Source organism: Flagellimonas aurea, from assembly GCF_017313785.1.
In the GTDB taxonomy this organism is placed as follows: Bacteria; Bacteroidota; Bacteroidia; order Flavobacteriales; family Flavobacteriaceae; genus Flagellimonas; species Flagellimonas aurea.
Genome location: NZ_JAFLNL010000006.1, coordinates 63,582 through 82,467 on the forward strand (window position 1 = coordinate 63,582; position 18,886 = coordinate 82,467).

Genomic DNA, 18,886 nt, shown 5'->3' on the forward strand with positions numbered 1-18,886 from the left:
TTAAAAAAAATCATATCTGACGAAAGCCTCCATGGCCGCATAACTGGCAAGTCCCAAGGATTGGTATTTTTCTGCCGTTTCCTTGTTCCGATCCTCCGCCCTTACCCAAAACTCGCGTAAATCTTCTCCTTGGAACATCACCCCGTCCTTTTGGGTCTGATGAAAGAATATGGCCTTTCGCTTTCTAAGAACCTGTGCAGGGCTCATGGGCACTGCCATTTCAATCTCATGGGTCTCCCACTCGTGCCATGCCCCTCGGTAGAGCCAAACCCAGCAGTTCTTCATGTATTCTTCCGATTTAAGGGACTCCAAGGAGGCGAACAGCGCCTCCAGACATACCCTATGGGTACCATGTGGATCGGCCAAGTCACCAGCGGCATAAATCTGGTGGGGCTTCACTTTCTGAATGATATTGTTCATTATGACGATATCCTCTTCTGCCAACGGTTTCTTCTTTATCGATCCTGTTTCATAAAAGGGCAGGTCCAAAAAATGTACCTGGTCATCCGGTATGCCCAGATACCGCGTGGCCGCGATACTTTCCGCCCTTCTTATATTTCCTTTGAGCCTTCGTACGAGCTTAGAATCGAAATCACCTTCGGTTTTTTCCCGAATCTCCCGTATCACCGTATCAAATATTTCGGTCGGCCCTATGCTATTGGCCACTTCAGCCGCTTTGATAGCCTCGTGATCAGCAACCGCAATATTGCCCGATGTTTGGTATACAACATGGACCTCATGGCCCTGGGTGACCAACCTATCGAAGGTCCCTCCCATCGATATAACATCATCGTCAGGATGCGGTGAGAAGATAATGACCCTTTTGGCTCTAGGTTCTGCACGTTCGGGACGATTGGTATCGTCGGCATCGGGCTTCCCTCCGGGCCAGCCTGTGATGGTATGTTGTAAACGGTTAAAAATCTTTATGTTGATTTCATAGGAAGATTGCTCCGAACTCAAAAGGTCGGACATTCCCATATCGTTATAGTCCTTATCGGTCAATTGTAAAATAGGCTTGCCCCTCTTCTGGCTCAACCAGACCACCGCCTTGTGCGTCAGGTCATGGGTCCAATCACAGCTCTGTACCAACCAAGGGGTATCTATCCGTGTTAATAGTGAAGCTGCCTCTTTATCAAGGACAAAAGTGGTGTTGGCATGTTCCTGTAAATAAGTGGCAGGAACTTCCGAACTGATATCGCCCTCAATGGTCTCACGGATGACCGGGGCCTTGTTCTGACCCCATGCCAACAATACGATGCGCTTCGCCCTTTTAATGGTTCCGATGCCCATGGTTATGGCCTTACGGGGGACGTTCTCCAGTCCCTTGAAAGCAGACGAAGCATCAATGCGGGTAACATAATCCAATGTAATTTCCCTAGTGGCCGAGTTATAATGCGAGCCCGGTTCATTGAAACCGATATGTCCGGTCCTGCCAATGCCCAACAATTGGAAGTCCAGGCCACCTGCTTGTTCGATCATACCCTCATATTTCTTACAATATTCCTGTACATCCTGTAAGGAGATCCTGCCATCCGGTATATGTACGTTTTCGGCAGCAATGTCCACATGGTCGAACAAGTGCTGGTGCATAAAATAATGGTAGCTCTGGATATTGCTACGATCCATTGGATGGTATTCATCAAGATTAAAGGTGACTACGTTCTTAAAACTGAGTCCCTCTTCCCGATGCATACGCACCAATTCCTCGTAGACCCTGATCGGGGAAGATCCCGTGGCCAACCCAAGAACACATTTTTGTCCCTTGTCAGCCCTTTCACGTATCAAACTTGCAATTTCCCTGGCCACCTGCAACGACCCTTGCTTGGAATCTTGAAAGATAACATTATGGACTTTTTCATATCTGGTGGCTTCGAACCTTCCGGCTGGTTCATACCGTATTGATTGCAGCGCTGCTTTCATGATATATGTTTTTAAATTGTATATAAAGTTTATTTGATAATCTTTTCTATTCTTTTCCAGGTAAGCATCAAACTTACCCCCGAACCAACCGCTAGGACGGTCAAGGAACCAGCTAGCAGCCACTCACCATAAATCCAATGTCCCACTGCAAATAGGCAGGAGTAAATTAGTATTGTGCCCAAGAGCATGGCCAATATACCACTGGGAACACTCCATTGTTTACCGATGTCCAAATCGATCCCTTCCGTCCTACCCTTTCGGACAATTGTTTCCCATCCAGGACCTCCGGGCCCTATCTTCTTACAGAACCCATAAAGTACTTCCCGGGACTCAGGAGGTGAGACATAAGTCGCTGTCAACCATAGGACTGTTGTGGTCAAGACCACCATAGGGTACTCCGACCAACTCGGTAGCATCCCATGATCAACACCGAACAGATAATCTCCCAAAGGAGTTAGTTTCAGCACCAGCGAAAGTATACCGGAAGCGAACATTGCCGTAATCTCGCTCCACGCGTTGATTCGCCACCAAAACCATCTTAGAATGAATATCAGACCGGTCCCCGCCCCAAATACCAGCAATATCTCAAAGAGCTGAAGGGCGTTTTGGAGCAAAAGGGCCAGTGCGGCACTCAGCACCATCAAGCCCACCGTGGACAACCTACCGACCATTACCAAGCGTTTCTCGGATGCATTGGGATCCACCCTTTCTTTATAGAAATCATACACAATATACGAAGAACCCCAATTGAGCTGTGTGGATATAGTAGACATATAGGCCGCGACCAGTGAAGTGAGTACAAGGCCCATAAGGCCAGAGGGTAATTTGGTCAACATGGCCGAAAAGGCCAGGTCGTGCCCAAGTTTGTCGTCGGATATGATCGGAAAGGCCTGTTGGAGGCTCTCTAGGTCGGGAAACACAACAATAGAGGCCAACGCCACCAATATCCAAGGCCATGGCCTAACGGCATAGTGCATGATATTGAAGAAGAACGTTGCCGCGATGGCATGCTTCGCATTTTTGGCAGAGAGCATCCGTTGTGCGATATAACCGCCCCCACCGGGTTCTGAACCAGGGTACCATGAGCTCCACCACTGTACCGCCAAGGGAATGATAATCAAAGTGATCAAAGCATCGGTATTGTCAAAATCCGGTACCATGCTCAATTTATGTTTGACATTCGGATTGGAAAAAAGTGTTTCCAATCCCCCTACCTCGGGGATGTTTACTAAATAATAGGCTGCTCCAATGGTTCCCCCCATGGCCACGAAAAAAAGGATGAAATCCGTGTACACAACACCCTTGAATCCTCCGATAGCGCTAAAAATCACCGTTACCATACCTGCAATGAGAACTGTCTGCCATGGTTCAAGACCTAACATAATGCCCCCGATCTTGATAGCGGCAAGAGTCACCGCCGACATTGTAATCACATTGAAAACCACCCCGAGATAAATGGCTCTAAACCTCCTTAAAAATCTGGCGGGTGCACCTCCATACCTAAGTTCATAAAACTCAAGGTCTGTATTGACATTGGACCTACGCCACAATCTTGCATATATAAAAACAGTCAGAAGACCTGTTAAAAGAAAGGCCCACCAAACCCAGTTACCGGCCACCCCATTAGTCCGGACAATATCGGTCACCAAATTGGGCGTATCAGTAGAAAAAGTGGTCGCCACCATGGAAATGCCCAAAAGCCACCAGGGCATGGACCTTCCAGACAAAAAGAAGTCTGAACTGCTCCTGCCCGAACTCTTGGATACATAAATTCCAATGCCTAGGGTGACGGCAAAAAAGGTTACGATAATGGCATAGTCCAACCATTGTAGTGTTATCATATTTCATTCATGTTTTAGTGCAGGAAAAGTGAATTTCCCTGTTGTAGGTTAAAGGAAAGGCAGGGGCAAACCCTGCCCATCTTCATCAACTAACTCCAACAATTCAACCTATAATCCATGGTATTCACTCTAGATAAAGAAGGTCAGCTACAATGGGCAAATGGTCCGAGACTCTAGAATCATTATAAACCCGAGCATTTTTTATTTTCCATTTGTTCAGGGGATAAGCCATGATATAATCAATTTTTGTGTCGGGCTTATCTGTTGGATAGGTAAGTGCGTTTGCATCCATTGAAAAATTCCAATCCTTTCCCAACTGTCGCATGCCTTTGCCTTTCATTTCTTGATTGAAGTCGCCAGCCATTATAGTGGGCCTCTTATCCGCAAATTTTTTGTTCACATATCGTATTTGGGACAGATTCAATTCCATATTCGAATGGTCCAGATGTACGTTCACGACCCTAAGTTTACCCAAACCCGGAACTTGAACAATGCATTCCAGGGCTATCCTGGGCTCGGCATTTCCGCTATTGGGCAAGGTATGGACTTTGACCTCACAAATGGGATGCTTTGACAAAATGGCCAAACCATACTCCCCCCCGTCAAAAAAAATTGCCTTTCCAAAAAAAGAATGAAACCCGGTAATACTGGCCAATTCCAAAGTCACATCTTTGCCGTGTGACCTTTGCGTCCTGTAATCCACCTCTTGTAAACAGACTATATCAGGTTGGGCTTCCTTGATTTGGTTTCCGATTCCCAACAAATTAAAAGTTCCATCGGTTCCGTAACCGGCATGTATGTTAAATGACATGACACTCACTTTAGGTCTCACTTGGGCCTGAATTGGATTCAGGCCACTGAAAACCAAACATAAGCACATCATTCCGATATGTTTAATCATAAAATTGTATCGTCTATAATCCATCTCTATTTTAAATCTTTGATCCTGATATTTCGGAACCAGAGTACAGAACCATGGCCCAAAAACCCAATGTGTCCAGTATTTTTCTGGAGCCCGGGATGGTGCTGCCCGTCCGCAGCCCCGTTTTTCGAGGCTTCTTTGATGTCGGTATCAAGAATAACATGATTATTGAGCATAATTTTGACATGATTTCCCTTTACAGTGACTTCTTGGGAATTCCATTCTCCAACAGGGTTTAAAAACCCTCTTTTAGCAGCTGCGATTCCATATACCGACCCATGATACTGATACGGTTTTAAATCGGCATAGATGGCGGCCGTATTGTCCAAAATTTGTAACTCTTTCCCAACATAGGCCGCATCACCTTCCAACGGTGCATGGATACCAAGCCCATTGTTGGCTCCCGGGGTCAACTTAAAATCGAATCGAAAAATAAAATCCGTATATGCATTGGCAGTATATAAATTTCCATGACCGCCCTGTTTAGGCTGAACCATCAACTCATTGTCTTGGACCAAATAATCGGTCTTGTTTCCAATCCAATGGTCAAGATCCTTTCCGTTGAAAAGGGATTGAAAACCTTCCCTTTGTTCTTCAGGGCTTAGAAGCTCATTGCCTGAAGCTATTTCCCTGACATAAACATTCCTAAAGCCCAAGTCCTCTCCGTGGGCTTGGAGTTCTATGGCCTCTTTCACAAAAATGGTGTTGTCCCTGTCCCAATAATTTTCCAAAACCACGTTGTCGGTGACCAACTTTCCGTTCAAATAGACCGTAACACGTTCCCCGATCATTTTGATTCTAAATGTATTCCATTCGTTTATGGGATTATCGGCCACCACCAAGGGCTTACTTGTATTGTTTTGATTATTGTACAACCCCCCGCTGCCAACTTCTGCTCCCACGTCGGTACGTGCTGTGTCCCAAATTTGCACTTGAGGGGTTCCCCTAAGGTATATTCCACTATCCCCGCCGTGCGTAATTTTCCAATCCACTAGCATCTCAAAATCACCATAATCCTTTATGGTACAAATATTATTGTAGCCTTCACCCTTAAAGCCTATGACCCCATCTTTTACAAACCAGTCCTGCATCATTTGGGCATTGGCCTTTTCTTGTGCTTGTTTCAGAGCAGTTTTGGACATTTGTCTTCTTTTGATGGGATTTTCCACCAAACCTTCCCAACCGGTAAGGTCTTTGCCATTGAAAATGGGGACAAATCCTTTTTCTTTAGGCATTTTGTCCAAAAACTCTTGTACATCTATCCTTAGGTATTGACTATCGGGGCCCGTTAAGTTTTTCATACTTTTTGACACGGCTTCCCGAACCACCTCACCATGTAGACCATTGTTGGCACCGGGCGTTGGTAAGGCAATCTGAATCACAGCATTGGATGCCACAGCCGCTAGATCGGCATCTTCCAAATAATCCGATACAAAAACCAAAGACAGGAATGTCTTTGCCGATCGGGCTGCTACTATCACTTGTTTTTTCTCTGGCAAGGTGCTACTGTACGGCATCAACTTTCGTATCAATAATAGTTTTTGATCATCGGGTTGGTCAGAAGTAGCAACTTTTTTCAAATATTGGCGAAAGGACAACTCCCTGATATCTTTTTTTGAACTGACTATGGCTTTGAACAAATATGGTAAACTCTCGTTGCCTTTCCATGCTGCGAGTGCAAGGATGGCTGCCTTTTTCTCTTTGTTATTACCAAATTGCATGCGTTCCGATATGAGGGTCAATGCCTTTTGGCCTCTCAGTGCGGGAAGGACCGGAATCAATTTGGATTTATCTTCAAAGTCTCCAAAGGCATTATAAATAGCCGGAGCACTTTCCTTTCCTGCATTACCAAGAACTTTTACAAGGGCTTGCTGCACAGCATTGATGTTCTCCTCCTCTTCTGTCATAGAAAGCAGCTTCATCAACCTCATTAGGTCCTTTTCTGTCGAAACAGATGGAATTGCCCTATATATGGCCCTTTTTAGCCCAGCGTCCGCTTTGTCCAGCAAATTGGCAATCACCTCAAATTGATTTGTGGCATTTCGTTCGGCCAACACATGTACCAGGACAGCCTTGGCCTTCCGGTTATTGGTAAGTGCTAATTCTTCAGCAATCAGCGCTGCATCTTTGGTACTTACTATTTTCATCAACGTATTTTGGATGGTAGACAGTATCCTATCGGACGTAGCCCCGTCCAGTATTCTAAAGAGCAATGGCAACGCCTTGTCCTTTTCTTGAAAATCCAAAGCCCTTATACCAGCCAATCTTAACGTTTCGTTATCGGATTCGATGGCTCTTTCAATGCATTTGTCCAATACCTCCGGCTCTTTACGCTCCCTGAGCATTTCCAGAAGTTGAACTTTACCGGCATCCTCCATTTTTCTGTACTGTTTCACCCATTTTGATACCGAGGTCTGCGTAAGGTATTGACCTGCCGCCCTTAACACACTTCCAGTGTAAGCCGCATCATGGTGCTTCGCCTCTTTTAAAAGGGTTTTTGTTGCATTTTTACCGATAGCGGACACCAGAAGGTTGATTCCAGCAGCCCTGAAGTGCAACTGGTCATCTGCAGTACAGTTTTTCAATAATGAGGTTGCTATTTGCTCGGCCAAGGACGCATTTCCTTGCTCGATAAGTCTGTTTCCAAAATGTATATATGCAATAATGGCGCGGCTATCACCCAGTCGATATTCCTCACGCTCCACAGCTCTGGACATCATATCAACCGATTTGGGATCAGCTATTTCTGCCAATGCCATCAGTGCTTTTTGTCTGACAATGCTATCCGAGGCAGGGTCTGATACAACTCCTTCCAAATATCCCTTAGCAGGAACATAGCGTAAACGTCCCAGTACTGTGAGGAATGCCGCTTTCTGCAGACCATCGACCGATTTGGTTGTAGCATGAATGATTGCTCCGGCGCCCGGAGTGCCTATGGCTGTCAATGTGGCCAGTGCCGGCGTATATAATTCTCCATCCAAAAGGTATTTACCCAATGACGCTACACTGGTATCGGTTCCGCAAAATGCCAAACGGTCGATAAAAAACGTTTTTATCTCTTTGTTTTTCGCCTCCTCTAAAGCATTGAGCAGCGCTTTCTCCACAGTACCTACCCGGTGCTTACCGGCATAAACCGCCAAACTGTGGACGGCATACCTTGCTGGAGTATCATCCCCTGTTCCCAAAGGAACGATTCGATCACATAATTTATTGATCCCTTCGGCCTGCAAACCCACCAATTCTTGCATGAGTCTGTCCGAATGCTCTAGATCTTTGGTAGGGAACTGGGCCAATATATCCACTACTTTTGTTTCCAAAGTCCGGTTGATCTGTCCAGTGGAAACTTGTAGGGCAAGGAGCAAAAAGAGCGATGATATAATGTATTGTATTCTTTTCATTTTTCGTGATTTTTGACCATTTGAATGCACCTGATCCAATCAGTTCTCGAATGGCAACGTGCATTAGATTGGCGCTTTCTTTATTTCTTCAAATAGGAGTTTTAAATGATAATCAGTTGGCCCAAGAGGTTCGCATGGGTTGGTCCAATAACCTATTGGCTTCCGGGTCGTTCACAAACTCTTGTTTGATTGGGTCAAAATCGAGGTTTCGACCTAATCGAAGAGCCACTACCCCCATGTTCACAATGGTTGCAGAGCGATGACCGTTCTCCTCGTTCAGTGCAAATTTTTGACGGGTCTTTACGGACTCCGAAAATGAGGTAATCTGTTCCTCTGGATCGGGAAGTGTATCAATAAGCCCTTCGATATTTGGTATGGTTGATTTAAATCCATTGAAAATTTTGCCATCGGGCCCTTCAATATAGGCCGCATGTTTGTCACTGTTTTCTCCATCCAATATAATTTGACAACCATCTGCATAGGTATAGGTTATCCTTCGCCAAGTTCCAATGGCATCATAATGCTGTTGCGGGGCATCCACCTCAACCTTGACAGGGCTGGTATGATCCTTTCCCAGAAAATACTGAACCGGATCAATGTAATGCTGGCCCATATCGCCCAATCCTCCACCATCATAGTCCCAATATCCTCTAAAAGTGGAATGGACACGATGCGGGTTGTAGGGTTTTTCAGGAGCTGGCCCCAACCACATATTATAATCCAAATAATCGGGAACAGATTGCGGTGCCAAATTCTCCTTGCCTACCCAATAGAACTTCCAATTAAAACCGGTAACCCCACTTATCGTAACTTTTAATGGCCATCCGAGCGCACCGCTATCGACCACTTTCTTTAGTTTTTTCACCGGGGTTCCCATACCGTAGAAATTATCCTTAAAGCGGAACCAGGTATTCAATCGGAACATTTTTCCATGGACTTTCATAGCTTCCACCACACGCTTACCCTCACCAATGGTTCTGGTCATCGGTTTCTCGCACCAAACATCCTTACCTGCCTCTGCGGCCATAATTGACATCAGTCCATGCCAATGTGGAGGGGTCGCGATATGAACAATATCGATGTCCGGCCTCTCAAGGACTTCCCTAAAATCACGGTACCCCTTAACACTACCATCGACCTTCTTGAGCGTATCGGCCAAATGCTTTCCATCCGCATCGCATATGGCCAATAGCCTAGTTCCCTCATAGGTCAAATGACCCTGTCCCATGCCACCAACACCAATTACCGCTTTGGTGAGTTGATCACTGGGAGGAATAAAGTTTGGACCGCCCAAAACATGCCTAGGTATGATACTTAACCCTGTGGCCGCTATCAAGGATTTTTTTACAAACCCTCTTCTACTTTCGATTTCTTTTTTCATTTGGTATGCTCTGATTTGATTATTTACAACAAGCTCATTGATCAACGATGCCGCAAATAAAAAAGCAAGGGCTTAAAAAAAGGGGTACCAAATGGGGTAATGGATTAAAAAAATGTGTTTTTTTCGCATTTTGCCCACAAAAATCGGTGTTCCCTATTGGGAAGCAATAAGATCCTCGAAAGAAACTTCATAGGTCTCCCCGTAGAGTTTCTCATATTGTTTTTTGAAGTTATGGTAAGCTTGATGTGCCAGGCTCAATTTGCCCTGTTCTATGAACACATTCAGCTTGACATGCAATGCATGCTCATTGAGGTCATCATAGAGACAGATTACCTCGGCCAGATCAAACATGATATCGGTATCTCTACTGATATTTGGATTCTTGCTAATTTGGATAAATTGTTCCACGATCTGATTGCTGAATCTTTCAATGAACGGATCTAACCATGCTGCACTTGTGCTGGCGAACAATCTTCCCTTGTTGACAATGGGAATCAAATTTCTGAGTTCAGCTTCAAGTTCCTTATCGGAATACTCCCCACTATCCAGAAATTCCAAAAATTCCAGTGCCACAGCATAGTCCGAATAACAGTTCCCGCCCAAGTGCAAAAACCAGAGCCTTTCCCTAAAGAGCACCTCAAGACCTGAACAAGTGGCCAATTGCTGTCTTAAATTTTGAATCGTTGTCCCCCTTGTATTTTTTGCATCCGCCACACTCCTACCAGGCCAAAGCAATTCGGTAAGGCCCTTGGTATCTATGCCCTTTTCACTTCCTTGGCTATGTAAAAAAATGATCATGAACATTTTCTTTTGGAGCGGGGACAGCTTTTTGGCCAGGTCGGAACCATCCTTGTCGATAATCTTTAGGGGACCAAAGCACCGTATTTGTCCTTGGCCTGCCCCGCGCTCCTTATGAACTTTTGGTAGGACGGCAGCCTTCTTTTGATTCGACCCCTGGAGTTCCGGTTGTTTTCTTCTATACCGAAACACAATATATCCGGCACTGAACAAAACCAGTAAAGTGACAATATATCCCAAAAAATCCCTGTCCTTTTCCAAGGTAATGGTCTGAGCATAGTGTGCACTGATTTCAGCATCGTTCAATTCCCGCTCCCATATTTTTATTTCTCGGATATAACCTTCAAAAAATTCTTCCCATAGATTACTCCCTATAAGGATATTATAATCTGACGTTTCATATTCGGAAATCAGCTCGACACTATCGGTACGTTCCCCATTGATATAGAAAAAAAGTGTATTGCCCATCTTGGAATGGACCAATGCAACATGGGACCATTCGTTCAAGGGTATCGGTGAAGAAGTGGACATGTAATCCTTTATCCCTGCCATGGTAAAGGTCAAAAAGCCATCATGTATCTTAAAGACAAAGTTATCTCCCTTCCCAAGAATACTGTTATTGTGCCCCCGTTGGGTTGGTTTTATCCAAGCACTAATGGTAAAATTTCCCTTTAAAGAAGCTTTACTGGAGATACCTACGTCGACATAGGCTCCATCCGCGAAGTAACTAACCTTTCCATATACCGAATCCTTCTTTGCCATTACATCATTTGAAATAAGCCCCTTTCCATTTTTGGCCAGAACATCGTTGGGACCTTCTTTGAATTCAAAGTGATGGGAAAGGCCATATTCTGGGTTCAAGGGAAAACCGACAAACTCTTTTTTGTTGTTCAGGTTTTCGGGAGTGGTATAGATAATATCAGGGGAAAAATGGAACCCCGGCTTGTAGGGCACCAATATGGGAAGCGATAAGGTGTCCAAAACCGGATAGCTAAAATATCCATCCACTTGAGCACCGGAATAATTTTTAAAAATGACCCCGTCCAATAACCCTTCTTCCGTCCGTACAGTTCCGAATATCTTTGGACTACGATTCAATCGGCGCACTAAACTGTCAATGTGTTCAAAGGAGGATTCGGCTTTGATGAAATTGGGCATTTTTCCTTTATACTGCCAAATATCCAATAGTTCATTATATGTTGGTTCATTTCCCCGGTAAGGATAAATACCTAGAAGTTCCTTTTCATTTGCGCCTTGCGAGAGATTGGGTTTCCCCTTGGAAATAAGCTCCACACTTTCCACATCCGAGTCAGCTACCCAGACCATGGAAAGGTTTTCGGGAACCTTTGTCAAAGACCCCTCCTGTCCAAGGACCACCAACTGGTTTTGGTAACGGACATACTGCTCAAAAAAACTGGCGTTCTCTTCACTACTTTCAGAAGGAATTACGGCCAAGGGAACATTATCGGGCACCAATATGGGGGACAATGTATCAAAACTTGCATCATTGAGATCCACTACTACATGGGCAGTGGTTCGAAGCTCAAGGCGCTCATCTTCCGTTAACGATGGATAACTTTGGGAATAAGTAATCCGCATCCCTAAAAAAAGAATCCACAAGCAATACATGCACCACTGGGAAGAGCGTTTGGATCGGATGGAAAAATTGTACGCTATAAAGCTCATGGCCATAACAGCCGAATATATAAAATTATTGGATTATCATTTTTTCAATACATGGACAATATTACTCATAAAAAACTTTTTATACCGCCTCTAAGAAATTCGATTGTCGTACAATATTTGAAAAGTGTAACCTAGCCGTAACCGTTCAAGTACCGGTCTTTATCAAGGTTCCGCATCCTGGGCATCATGGTCTCTCCAATATTCTTCAATCTCCTCAAGTGTCCTGCCCTTGGTCTCCGGTATCATTTGATGGAAAAAAATTGTTGCTAAAAAACAAAAAACTGCAAAAAGAAAGAAGCTCGAATCCATTCCGATCACGGAAACAAGCCAAGGAAACAAAAATGCAGTCCCGAAATTGGCGCCCCAATTGGCGAAGGTCACCAATGACATCGCACGTCCCCTGATCTGTGTAGGGTACAGTTCCCCCAATAGAACCCATATGACGGCGTTTATGGAAAATGCCAAGCTTGCCATATAGATGCACAGCATGGCTACGACCCAAATACTGGGAATGGATGGCAAAGAAAACAAAACACCTATAACGATCAAGGATGTACAAACGGATGACATGCCCCATATCAAAAGTGGCCTACGTCCCCAACTATCTATTTTCCAAAGCGCCAGTGCCGTAAAAACAAGGTTGATAAACCCTATCGCTACTTGGAATTTTAGGGCCCCATCAAAGTTGATGCCTGCATCGCTTAGTATATCCGGGCCATAATAGACAATGATGTTCACTCCGGTAAACTGCCCAAATATGGAAAGTCCCAGTCCTGCGATCAGTGCCCTTTTAAAACCTGGCTGGGTCAGCTCTTTCAGTAAGCCTCCTTTTTGGGACAGGGACTCTACAATTGTATTGAATTCGACAGGTAAGGAGCGTCGTCCGTTTATGCGCTCCAATATGGCCATGGCTTTTTTGTCTTTCCCTTCCTTGATCAACCACCTTGGACTTTCAGGAATGGTCCATAACAGCAAGAAGAACAAAAGAGCGGGCAACATCTCGGTTCCGAACATCGCCCTCCAGGTCTCCGATACCATAATCTTGTTGAGAGTTTCCATCCCCTCAAGGCCTATCGAATCCATCTGGACAAGGCCCAATACGGCCCAGTTGGAGAAATAGGCCAATAATATGCCGATGACAATTGATAATTGGTACAATGCCACAAGACGTCCCCGTATTTTGGCCGGGGAAAACTCAGAGATATATAGTGGCGCCAAGACAGAGGCAATACCTATTCCCAGGCCACCGACAAGCCTAGCAATGATCAATGCACTAAAGGAGGATGGCAAAGTAGACCCCAACGCAGAGAGAAAAAAAAGTACGGCTGAAACAAGGAGTATATACCTGCGCCCGTATCGGTCCCCAAGTACACCCGAGATCAACGAACCGATAATTGCCCCTATCAAGGCTGCACTTCCAAACCACCCGACCTCCACTTTATCCAAGCCAAATTGGGTCTCTACCATACCAATGGTCCCAGAAATAACAGCGGTATCAAAACCGAACAGCACTCCTCCCAAGGAGGCCACCAAACAAACCTGTACCACTAAAAGAGAGCTGCCTGACGACGCTGCGCCCACCTTACTGTTAAAATCGGTCATTTTCTGCATCTGATTTGATGGTGAGCTCCAATAATTGATGACACCTTAACAGTATCCTGGGAATGTGGAAAAATCCTTTCCATCCATTGGCCTTCATTGACCAGACCGGGCTTCCATCCCGATTTAGATAGCCATACCATTCGCCATGTTCCCTATCGGGAAAATGCGTAAACGTATAGTGATGGACTTTTTGATACCACACCTTCAAATCATCCCTTCCCGTTTGGAGCCATCCCAGCAAGAGAGCATACAACGCCTCTCCATGGGGCCACCATAATTTCAGGTCTGCTTCCAGTTCATGTGTAGGGGTCCAATCGATATTCGTAAGGTAGCGGATACCCCCAAAATCTTTGTCCCAACCATGTTCCATTGATGCCAATATGATAGCTACCGCCTCATTGATCCAGTATTCCTCCTTGCGCTCGATACCGATTTCCATGATCATCCATGCACTCTCTATGGCATGCCCCGGGTGAAAGAGACGGCCTTCCGGGATATCCAACATGCTCGATCCATCCATCCCAACATTTTCCAAAAGATAGCCTTGATCCGGTTTCCAATGTCTTTTCAGTATGGATTCGATGGACAAGGTAATGTCATCTTCAAAACGTTTCAAAGGCCAAATATCCTTGAAAACCTTAGCCACCGTAATCCTGCACATATCATGGGAATGTAAGTGAAACTTCCTATTGAGCGGATACCCCAACATAGGGGTGTCCGATGGCTGCCCGAGCCTACCCAGTAAAAAATCGTACATCCTGAAAGCCCGGTCCTTTAATTGGTCATCTTTTGCCAGTGCTGCATATTCGGCCAATGCAATAGCGCAAAAAACCTCGGTGTACAAGCTCAGTACCGAGGATACCGGCCTACCATGGCCATCCAGTCTAAAATGCACCTTTCCATTATCACAAAATGCATGCTCGAGCATAAAGTCCAATCCATGTCCAGCAATTTCCTTCCATTGTTCCCGCTTTTCGAACCGGTTGTACAAATGACTGAACATCCATACCTGCCTGCCCGTCATCCACATATCCTTGTCCTCGGAATAAGGTGTACCATCCTTAGCGAGACGCGTCAAAAAACCTCCCTTTATTTGATCAACGGAATGGGTTTCCCACCACGGTACCAAATCGTCAAAAAGTGCGGAACGATAGACCTCTTTCAGTCCGTCCAAGTCCTCTGTTATATCTTTCTTGTTTTCCAATGTAATTCCTATTGTCTTTGGTTGTTTTATCCTATCGATGTTCAGTGGAAGGCAACATTTCCTTCTTTAATTGGCTATAATGGTCCCCTATCTCCGATTGCCGGGTCAGGTCCCAAATAGAGGTGTCCAGACCACGAAGGGACAGTATGGTCGTAATCCAGCCCTGTGTCCACCCACTTTCGATGGCCCAAGCTCCCCAACCGGCATCCGCATTTGACCCCCAATGTTCGAACCTTTCAAAATCAAAGGCCCTCATCCACCCTCCGTCCAGCTCGGGATGTTCCGGAGATTTTACCTGGATACGGAAGAGAAACTCTGATAATTGGTCAAGGGCGGCCTTTATCTTTGGATCCTTAAGGGTATACCATGCTTCATGAAGGCCAACCAAAGCAAAATTTGTAGTATAGAGGAGATCGCTTACGGAATCCCCGTTCTTGGCAATCAGGGAGGCTTCGTGCAGACCATAGTCGGCATTGCTCTTGGAAGGTGGGAAAACGCCCTTTTCGATGCTTCCCAATTCTTCCCTAATGGCACCGCTCTCATCCTGGAGCTCCAATAAGCCGTCCAGGGCGGTATAGAGCATTTTCCTGTTTTCATAAGAATCTTCCACCCGTACCAACCAAGCCAGGGGCAAAATGATCCTAGCCTTTTCCTGGGCCAATCCGTTCATCCATTTCCATTTATCCGGATAGCCTTCCATCGTGGTCTTTATCGCTTTTTTGGTACGTTCCAGAAAAATAGGGTCTCCGGTCTTATCATAGGCCCAGAGAAAACAGGCCCAGAGATATGCCTCCATATGCGGGGAAAGGTTTAGGACTTCACCATCATAATAATGTTGCCATCCATTTTCCTGTAATTGGGGCAAATCTATCCTATCCCCTCTGAAACCATTCTTGCCCGTGGTCCTGTACAATGCGAGCAACATTCGCATCAATGTATTGTCATGTTCAAGGTTCCCTGTGATTGCCGTAGTGATGATGGCACCAAGAAAAAGACGGGCATTATCATCCCCATAATTGGCCTTATACCAGGCATAGCTGGAAATGCCCCAAGGGACAAGACCATAAGCACCATGTCCAGGGTCTCCATATGCCCCTTTCAAAGCGGGGGATTCTTTCAAATAAAAGGCCAAAAGATTATTGGCGACCTTGTAGTTGTCCCTTCTATCAAGAAACTTACCGGATGTAGCAAAAGCTCCCGCTACCTCACCGGTGCAATCCCCCCTGACTACGACGCCAATGGGTTGGTTTCCCGTTTCATCTATCCTGGAAAAAATACATTCGAATACCCCACTGCTACCATCCCCTACGGGAATGGTGTCGCTCCAGTTGATAAACTCGGTCTTGATATCTTTGTCGGGGTGGTTCCCCAATATCACGTTATAGTTCTCCGGCACCAGCATTTTGGCATTTTGAAACCATGCCATTCCCCGCTGGATACTTTTTCTGCGGACATCCTCCGGCAATGATTCTTTACTAGCATAGGTCGTTCGAATTTTAGGTTCCCATTCCAATGTATCGATGCTCAAGGTATCGCCGAGCAAATAATGGAGAATACCTTTCCAAACCCCTTGCCATTCCTCTTGTGGGGCATACCTTCCTTTAAGGAAATTGCTCAGTCCCGTAGTGGATACCAACCCTTCATAACCGTTTAATTCAAACAGCAGGGGATTAGTCGATTCTGGAATTCCATAAATGGCGCTATCCAGGCCAGCTACTCTAGTTGCTACCATATGTGCCTCGGAAACTTGGACCGGAACATACGTAAGTCCATTAACGGCCAAGATGTCCAAACTATCCACTGAACTTCCAAAAAAAGAAGAGTTGACCACCGCCCGTTCATACCTTGGCGTTTCATTTTTCGGTTGGGTCACTACCCCTGGGAGCCGATCTGCAAACTCGACATAAAAACGACTTTTCCTCTCCTTTAATAGATTGAAAAAATTCTCTGGAAACGTCAAGCGTTCACCTGGGTAACTGTCTGCTAAAATAAGTGATGGTTCCCCAGGACCAACGCCATGCATCAATTGCTCTAGATTATTATAGCGAACCACTTTTAAATGCTCCAATTTTTGGATGACCCCATATAGATCATTGCTTTCATTACAGTAAACATGTATTTTCTGAGGTGATGCATAATGGACAAATAGGATATAAATAATGGCCAAAGGCCCTAAGAACATAAGTGTTTTCAGAACTGATTTCATTACGTAAGGTTATGGTTATAGAAGGTTTACAGAACACAATCTGGTTGTTGGAAGTCCCTAAAAGATGGGAATATCCATAAAACAATCCATGATTTAGTTTGTGGCCTTCCAGAAAATCGAAAGGCCACAACTAAACCGCTTTTTAATAGGCGTAATGGCTAGTAACCTGGGTTTTGCTCCAAGTTTGGGTTCAATGTAAGTTGATCTACGGGCAATGGTGCCAAGTAATTTTTTGAAGGATCAAAGCCAACTTCCCCTTCGCCGAAGGTCTGTAATAAAGGAGAAATGTAGCCATCGACATTTTCTATCCGTTGAGATACTTCATCCACATCATATGCAGGCTCAAAAGATCGGTCCCTCCATTGCTCCAATTTGGACCCAAGTCGGGGCGCTCGAATCAAATCCGTGGCTGCCCAGCGGTACAGATCATCTCTTCTAAATCCTTCGAAGGCCAATTCCACTCTTCTCTCCCTTCTGATCTCGTTCATTAGGGGAGACAAGCCGGGAAAATTCCAATTGGGGTCGGAAAATCCAACACTCACATCGAGATGGGGAACTCGTGCTCTGTCCCTCAGTAAATTGATGGTCCTATCCAACACTGCCTGGGTACAAGTTCCTAATTCTTCATGTGCTTCAGCAGCAATCAATAATGCTTCGGCATACCTGAACAAAGGAACGGCATTGGAGGTATTGTTACCAGATGCATCCTCAGTTGCTATAAAAGGACTGAGCCACTTATATATTTGATATCCCGTAGTATTGGGCCATGGGTTCAATGTTAGAAAAGGGAGTTCGTATGTATCGACCACACCATTGAAAATCTTAATCGGCATTCCTGGTGTGGATACGGTCATTTTCAAGCGAGGGTCTCTATTGGTCGTAACATTCTCTAGTGTTTCATCCCCCAAATATTCTGGACTTACCGAAATCGGCAACCCATCATCACACAAATAGGCATCCACTAAAGATTTTGAAATTCCATGTCCGTTTGGCCCTCCAGAGGTCCTGATCTGCTGTCCCCAATAGATCAAATCCAAATCGGCACTATACTCTCTGGCCAGCAATACTTCGGAAATACTTGAAATTTCGGAACTCGGGGTTGAGAACAACCTCCAGTAACTAAAGCCTTCCGGAATTTCGGGATGTGAAAAATCGCTGTACAACGTATATCCACTTTCCATAACTTCTTCAGCAGCATCCCTTGCTTGGGTGAAAAATCTATCAACGTCCCTTCCATCTCCCTCAAAAGGGGTTCCTGCGTGATACTTTTCCCAAGTTCCTTCATAAAGTGCCACCCTTGCTTTAAATAGTAGCGCCACATCCCTATGTATACGACCATATTGGGTTTGCGATTTTACAGGGAGCTTCTCAATGGAACGGTCCAATACAGAAAGTATGGAATCGGCAACTACCGATCTTGAAAGACGCCCTTCGAAAAGTTCCGGGGAGTCCACATCCAGTGTAGTTTCCAACCATGGCAGGTCACCGAACCTTTTCATCAGGTCAAAATAAAAGAAGGCCTTGAAGAACAGGATCTCCCCCAGATATTTGTCCTGGGCCGATTGCGGAGCCTCGGATACTGAGATATTATCCAGGAAAAAATTCACATTTCTAATATTGCCCCAATTCCAGCCTCCTCCGGATGCCGGAATCGTCTGGGTTCCGAATGCCAATGGATACGATGTAAAGGATGCGGGCACATCATTATCCGATGCGGCATCCGACTCCCAAGCCCATGCGGCCATGGTTCCGGGCAAGGATGTATAAAACTGATTGGCGTACATCTCCATTTCATTGGCCGAGAAGGTAATTCCTTGGTCCGTGATGGTATCCTTCGGAATAGTGGTCAATTCATCTTCGCATGATAGCATCGCAACAAATAGTACGGCCATCATTATGACTAGTGTATGTTTTTTCATGATCATGTC

At 45.2% G+C, this 18,886-nt stretch carries 10 protein-coding genes; all 10 read right to left on the reverse strand.

Going from position 1 to position 18,886, the window contains the following annotated elements; all coding sequences use genetic code 11:
* The 10 genes from nagB to J0656_RS11725 all read right to left on the reverse strand — a co-directional run bounded on the left by nagB (nt 1) and on the right by J0656_RS11725 (nt 18,877).
* The gene (nagB, locus tag J0656_RS11680) at nt 1-1,920 is read right to left on the reverse strand and encodes a glucosamine-6-phosphate deaminase (protein ID WP_207033962.1); all 1,920 of its coding nucleotides are present in this window, start codon (nt 1,918-1,920) and stop codon (nt 1-3) included.
* A gap of 29 nt (nt 1,921-1,949) precedes the next feature.
* Nucleotides 1,950-3,761 carry a sodium:solute symporter family protein gene (locus J0656_RS11685; protein WP_207033964.1) on the reverse strand — a complete coding sequence of 604 codons (1,812 nt, stop codon included), beginning with the start codon at nt 3,759-3,761 and terminating at the stop codon, nt 1,950-1,952.
* Between the two features lie 124 nt (nt 3,762-3,885).
* Nucleotides 3,886-4,572 (reverse strand): endonuclease/exonuclease/phosphatase family protein, encoded by a 687-nt coding sequence (locus tag J0656_RS11690; RefSeq protein ID WP_207033966.1) that lies wholly within the window; start codon nt 4,570-4,572, stop codon nt 3,886-3,888.
* Nucleotides 4,573-4,688: 116 nt separating this feature from the next.
* A complete protein-coding gene (locus J0656_RS11695) occupies nt 4,689-8,081 on the reverse strand; it encodes a DUF1080 domain-containing protein (RefSeq protein ID WP_207033967.1) in 3,393 nt (1,130 codons plus the stop codon).
* Nucleotides 8,082-8,193: 112 nt separating this feature from the next.
* Complete coding sequence (locus J0656_RS11700; protein ID WP_237688923.1) at nt 8,194-9,462, reverse strand: Gfo/Idh/MocA family oxidoreductase; 1,269 nt, start codon at nt 9,460-9,462, stop codon at nt 8,194-8,196.
* Between the two features lie 153 nt (nt 9,463-9,615).
* Nucleotides 9,616-11,946: a LamG domain-containing protein gene (locus J0656_RS11705; protein WP_207033969.1), complete on the reverse strand. Its 2,331-nt coding sequence runs from the start codon at nt 11,944-11,946 to the stop codon at nt 9,616-9,618.
* Nucleotides 11,947-12,108: 162 nt separating this feature from the next.
* Nucleotides 12,109-13,548, reverse strand: coding sequence for a sugar porter family MFS transporter (locus J0656_RS11710; protein ID WP_207033971.1), 1,440 nt, complete (start codon nt 13,546-13,548; stop codon nt 12,109-12,111).
* On the reverse strand, nt 13,535-14,752 hold the full coding sequence (locus tag J0656_RS11715; protein ID WP_207033973.1) for an AGE family epimerase/isomerase: 1,218 nt from the start codon (nt 14,750-14,752) through the stop codon (nt 13,535-13,537). The genes J0656_RS11710 and J0656_RS11715 overlap by 14 nt, the downstream gene beginning before the upstream one ends.
* 31 nt (nt 14,753-14,783) lie before the next feature.
* The gene (locus J0656_RS11720) at nt 14,784-16,958 is read right to left on the reverse strand and encodes a hypothetical protein (protein WP_207033975.1); all 2,175 of its coding nucleotides are present in this window, start codon (nt 16,956-16,958) and stop codon (nt 14,784-14,786) included.
* 158 nt (nt 16,959-17,116) lie between these two features.
* Complete coding sequence (locus tag J0656_RS11725) at nt 17,117-18,877, reverse strand: RagB/SusD family nutrient uptake outer membrane protein (RefSeq protein ID WP_207033977.1); 1,761 nt, start codon at nt 18,875-18,877, stop codon at nt 17,117-17,119.
* Between the last annotated feature and the right edge of the window lie 9 nt (nt 18,878-18,886).